The sequence below is a fragment of the Arthrobacter sp. Dra40 genome (genome assembly GCF_059091905.1).
In genome coordinates this window covers 1-5,560 of sequence record NZ_JBNHHB010000289.1, presented here as the reverse complement: position 1 = coordinate 5,560, position 5,560 = coordinate 1, and the positions used below count along the sequence as shown (strand labels likewise).

Below are 5,560 nucleotides of genomic sequence, written 5' to 3'. Positions count from 1 at the left end.
AGATCAGCAGGGCGCCCATGCCCATCAGCACGACTGCCACCACATACGTCAGCGGCAGCAGCTTCGCGATGTCCACCGGTCCCGGGTCGGGCCGTCGGAACAGTTTGGCGAAGCCGCGGCGCACCGCTTCCCAGAGTGCGCCGGCCACGTGCCCGCCGTCCAGCGGCAGCAGCGGGATCAGGTTGAACACGAACAGTGCCAGGTTGACCGAGCCGACCAGTCCGATCAGGGTGGCCGCCCGCGCCTCGAATGGAATTTCGTCCATTGCGCTGATTTCGCCGGCAATCCGGCCCACGCCCACCACGCTCATCGGTCCGTTCGGGTCGCGCGGGGCATCGCTGAAGGCCGCTTCGGCCACACCGGCCAGGCGCTGCGGCAAATTGAGCACGACGCCGGTGATCGCCTGCAGGTTCTCGCCCACTGCCGGGAGCACGTCGGTGGCCGGCTGCGGTACCAGTGCGGTGGTGGCGCCCATGCCGACGAAACCGGCTTGTTCGGTTACCGGCTTGCCGGTGCTGTCGACTACCGGTTGACCGGCGTCGTCGAACACCGGGCGTTCGGTGAGGATGGGTGTGATGGTGGTCTGGATTTCGGTGCCGTCGCGCTGCAGCGTGATCGGAGTCTTCTCCCCCGCTGCGTCCCGAATCCAGGCGGTCAGCTGGTACCAGTCGGTGACCGGTTTGCCGTCGAAGGCGGTGACGGTGTCGCCCGGACGGATCCCGGCAGCCGTGGCCGGCGCTTCCGGATCGCTGGGCAGGCAGTCGGTCTGGCCGGTTTCGGCCGCCTGCGAGGCAGGAATCACGCACTTGTTGACTTGCGCAACGGTGGTGGTCGCCTGGGCAGAACCGAAGCCGACCAGCACCACACCGATCAGCACCGTGCCGATGACCAGGTTCACGAAGGGGCCGCCCAGCATGATGATGACCCGTTTCCAGACCGGCAGCTTGTAGAACATCCGGTTCTCATCGCCGGGCTGCACCCGCTCGGCTTCGGCCTGCCGGGCGTCGTTGGCCAGTTGCTGGAACATTCCCGTGCTGGAGCGGCGGACTTCGCCGACGGTCCCGGGGCCCTCGCTGCCGGGGCCCCCCTTCGCCGGCGGGTACATGCCGATCATGGAGACGTAGCCGCCCAGCGGGATGGCTTTGAGTCCGTATTCCGTCTCGCCCCGCCGTCGGGAGAAAAGCGTTTTACCGAAGCCGACCATGTACTGGGTGACCCGCACCTTGAACAGCTTGGCGGGCAGCAGGTGCCCCACTTCGTGCAGGGCGATGGACACCGCGATGCCGACGGCCACGAAGAGGACGCCGAGGATGAAAAACAGAATGGTCACAACAAAGCCAAACGTTCGTGGGCCCGCGAGCGTGCCCAGTTCTCTGCCGCCAGCACGGTGGCCACGGTCAGTTCGCCCGACGGCGTGTGCTCGTCCACCACGGCAGCCACGGTTTCCACGATTTCATCAAAGCGGATCCGGCCGTCATGGAAGGCGTCGACGGCTTCCTCGTTGGCCGCGTTGTACACGGCCATGAAGGTCCCGCCCCGGCCGGCTGCGTCCTTGGCCAGCCGCACCGCGCTGAAGACGTCTTCGTCCAGCGGCTCGAACGTCCAGCTCGTGGCCTGGCTCCAGTCACACGCCGGCGCCGCGCCCGGCACCCGCTCCGGCCAGCCCATGCCGAGGGCGATGGGCAGGCGCATGTCCGGCGGGGAGGCCTGCGCGATCGTGGATCCGTCGGTGAACTGCACCATCGAATGCACCACCGACTGCGGGTGCACCACCACGTCGATCCTCTCCAGCGGGACGTCGAAGAGCAGATGCGCTTCGATGACTTCCAGGGCCTTGTTGACCATGGTCGCGGAGTTGGTGGTGACCATCCGGCCCATGTCCCACGTGGGATGCGCCAGCGCCTGCGCCGGAGTGACGCCGCGCAGTTGTTCTTTGCTGTAACCGCGGAACGGCCCGCCCGATGCGGTGACGATTAGCCGATCCACTTCGCCGGCCGTGCCAGAGCGCAGCGCCTGGGCAAGCGCCGAGTGTTCGGAATCCACCGGCACGATCTGCCCGGGCCGTGCTGCCTGTTTGACCAGCGGGCCGCCGGCGATCAGTGACTCCTTGTTGGCCAGTGCCAGCAGGTGTCCGGCCCCCAGCGCGGCCAGCGTGGGCGCCAACCCGATGGACCCCGTAATGCCGTTAAGTACGACGTCGGCGTCCGGCCAGGCGGCGATGCGGGCGGCTGCGTCAGGGCCTGCGAAGAGCTCGGGCGAGTAGTCGGAAACGCCTGCGTCCGCCGCGGCGGCCTTGACCGCCGTCGCCAGATCATCCACCGTGCCGGCGGCGGCGCCGACTGCCTGTGCCCGGGTGTGGACGGCCTGTCGGGCCGCCAGTTCCAGGTTCCTGCCCGCTGCGAGCGCCGTGACCTCGAAGCGCTCGGGGGCTGCGTCCACCACGTCGATCCCCTGGGTGCCGATCGAACCGGTGGACCCCAGCAGCACTACTTTGCGGCGGGCGGGATGCGGGGCCGGCGGCGGCGGATCTCGGAAGTCCATGTGCTCAATTATCCCGCACGGCTGCCTCCCTGCTGCCCTGGCTGCTGCCCTGCCTGCTCCCCTGGCCGCGCGAGGGCTAAGTTCGGGCCGCGCGAGGCCTAAGTTCCGTGGCGTCCTTCTGGCCGGACAACTTCGCCTAGCCCGCAAAAATGTGAATGCCGGCTGGACGACAAACAAACACCGAGAATTCCCGGTCTATGCGGCCGGTGATTGGCCCCTGGGTGATTGGTCCTCTGGGTGATTGGGCCTAGGGGTCATTGGTCCTCTGGGTGATTGGGCCTAGGGGTCATTGGTCCTCTGGGTGATTGGTCGCCCACATGAGCAGGTGCTTCATGGCGCAGATGGCACCGAGGGCAGGGAAAATCTGCCAGGGCAGGGTTTGTGCACCCTGCCCTGGCGGCGGAACCCTGCCCTTAGCAAAAACGGCTCCGTACGGTTGCGGCTCACCGGGCGGGCGTGGGATAAACCTCGGCACAGCGGCTGCCCCTCACGGTCCGCCCGGCGAGCGCGGCGGCTACCGCACGCGGCGGGTCAAATCGCCGCCGGGCACCGGTTACACCTGCTTGACCGCCAGCACGTTGCAGGAGGCACCCAGCAGGATGTTGTGGGCGGTGGAGCCCATGACCAGCTTGCCCACCGGCGTACGGTTGCGCACCCCGATGACGATCAGTTCCGCCCCCGACTCTTCGGCGGCATCGAGCACCTCGTCAGCGGCAAGTCCGTCCGAGATTCCATGCCTGACGCTGAAGCCCACGCCGGCGCCGCCCAGGACGGATTCCAGCCGCGTGACATCGGCGGCATCTGCATAAGCCGGGTCCACCAGGCGGTCTGCCCGAGTGGTATTGACCACCAGCAACTTTGCCGACCGGCGTTTGGCCTCGTCGATCGCGGCGGCCAGCGCGGCGTCGCCCAGAGCGTTGGGCACATACCCGACCACTATCGTGCTCATGTGCTGACCTCCTTGTCCTGCGGGCGGTCGTCGTCGAGCACTGCCGATTCCATCAGGCGCTGGCGCTTCTTCATCCAGAAGGACAGCACGAAGATGATCACCAACGCGATGTAGATCCCGGCCGAAATCGGAGTGGATACCAAGGCCGTCGGGTCGCCCTGGGAGATGGCCAGCGCCCGCCGCAGCTGGCTCTCGAAAATCGGCCCGAGGATCATGCCCACCACCAGCGGAGCAATCGGATAGCCGTACCGGCGCATGAAGAAGCCGAGCACGCCCACGACCAGCAGCACGAACACGTCCACCGGCGTGAAGTTCACCGAGAACGCGCCCATGGCAGCAAAGACCAGGATGCCGGCGTAGAGGTACGGCCGCGGGATCTGCAGGATCTTCACCCAAATGCCCACCAGCGGCAGGTTGAGCACCAGCAGCATCAGGTTCCCCACATACAGGCTGGCGATGAGCGCCCAGACCAGGGCACCTTCGACCTCAAACAACAGTGGGCCGGGCTGGATGTTGTAGCGCTGGAAGGCCACCAGCATCATCGCAGCCGTCGCCGTCGTCGGGATGCCCAGCGTCAGCAGCGGCACCAGAACGCCTGCTGCGGCCGCGTTGTTGGCCGACTCAGGACCGGCCACGCCTTCAATCGCGCCGCGCCCGAATTGCCTTTTGCGTGCGCCCCGGGCCAGCTTCTTCTCCGACGCATAGGACAGGAAGGTGGCGACATCGGCACCGCCGGCCGGCATGGTGCCGATCGGGAAGCCGATAAAGGTCCCCCGCAGCCACGGCTTCCAGGACCGCTTCCAGTCCTCTTTGTTCATCCACGACGTCCACCCGCCGGTCACCGGAATGACCTTGACGGGCCCGTGCCGGAGCCGGGAGGCCACGTACAGCGCCTCGCCCAGCGCGAACAGCCCCACGGCCACCAGCACGACGTCGATGCCGTCCGCCAGGAACGGGCTGCCGAAGGTGTAGCGCTGCTGGCCGGTCATCAGGTCCACACCCATGAACGCCATGAACAGCCCCAGTCCCAGCGAGGCCAGCCCGCGCAGCACGGAGGCACCCAGCAGAGCACCGACGGTCAGGAACGCCACCACCATCAGGGCGACGTACTCCACCGGACCGATCTGCACGGCGAACGCAGCCACGTAGGGTGCCACGAAACTCAGCAGCACGGTGGCGACCGTACCGGCGATGAAGGAACCGATCGCCGCCGTCGCCAGCGCTGCGGCACCGCGTCCGGCTTTCGCCATCCGGTTGCCCTCGAGCGCGGTAACGATGGAGGCGGATTCGCCGGGAGTATTGAGCAGGATCGAGGTGGTCGATCCGCCGTACATGCCGCCGTAGTAGATGCCGGCGAAAACGATGATCGCCGCCGTCGGCTCCAGGCTGTAAGTGATCGGCATCAGCAGTGCGACGGTCATCGCCGGTCCGATACCCGGGAGCACGCCCACGGCGGTTCCCACCAGCACCCCGCCCAAGGCGTAGAGCAGGTACATCGGCTGCATCGCCACGGAAAAGCCCTCCAGGAGGGCGTAGAAATTATCCATTCAGGAACGGCACCCCTTCGAACACACCGGCGGGCAGCGAGACGCCCAGGAGCCCGGCGAAGGCGAACTGCAGCAGCAGCGCCATGACGATGCCAACCACGGCCGCCCGCCACAACGGTTTGGTTCCCAACGCCCAGGCGGCGCCGAAGAACAGCACCGCGGCGGCAACCGGCCAGCCCAGCGGAACAATCAGGAAAATATGGGCGACGACGGTGCCCGCCATCTTGGCCACGGTCGCCCAGTCCGTCGTGACAGTGGGATCGATGTCTTCGCCCTCGTCGGCCTCGCCGGTGACGCCGCGCAGCAGTTGCACAATCAGCCCGCCGCCGACCGCAACCAGCAGTCCGGAGACGATAAAGGGCAAGGCCCGGGGCCCGATGTCGCTGGCCGAGTCGGGCGTCTGGATGCCAGCCCCGGCGACGAAGCCGACGATCCCGATGCTCAGGATGACGGCCGCGAAGATTATTTCTCCGAGCGGTTTGCCCGGGACGGCGTCGCCGCCGCCCCGGACCGCTCCAGCAGT

General features: G+C 67.3%; 5 protein-coding genes. All 5 read right to left on the bottom strand.

Features of this window, described 5'->3' with window-relative positions:
• Positions 1–1,330: M50 family metallopeptidase (locus AC5RWT_RS34110; RefSeq protein ID WP_494084087.1), on the bottom strand; the 1,330-nt coding region annotated here is incomplete at its 3' end.
• Positions 1,327–2,541, bottom strand: coding sequence for a 1-deoxy-D-xylulose-5-phosphate reductoisomerase (gene dxr, locus AC5RWT_RS34105; RefSeq protein ID WP_494084086.1), 1,215 nt, complete (start codon positions 2,539–2,541; stop codon positions 1,327–1,329). The genes AC5RWT_RS34110 and dxr, both read right to left, overlap by 4 nt.
• A 553-nt stretch (positions 2,542–3,094) precedes the next feature.
• The gene (locus AC5RWT_RS34100; protein ID WP_494084085.1) at positions 3,095–3,490 is read right to left on the bottom strand and encodes a universal stress protein; all 396 of its coding nucleotides are present in this window, start codon (positions 3,488–3,490) and stop codon (positions 3,095–3,097) included.
• A complete protein-coding gene (locus AC5RWT_RS34095) occupies positions 3,487–5,037 on the bottom strand; it encodes a tripartite tricarboxylate transporter permease (protein WP_494084084.1) in 1,551 nt (516 codons plus the stop codon). The genes AC5RWT_RS34100 and AC5RWT_RS34095 overlap by 4 nt, the downstream gene beginning before the upstream one ends.
• On the bottom strand, positions 5,030–5,560 hold a 531-nt coding region (locus tag AC5RWT_RS34090; RefSeq protein WP_494084083.1), incomplete at its 5' end, for a tripartite tricarboxylate transporter TctB family protein. The genes AC5RWT_RS34090 and AC5RWT_RS34095, both read right to left, overlap by 8 nt.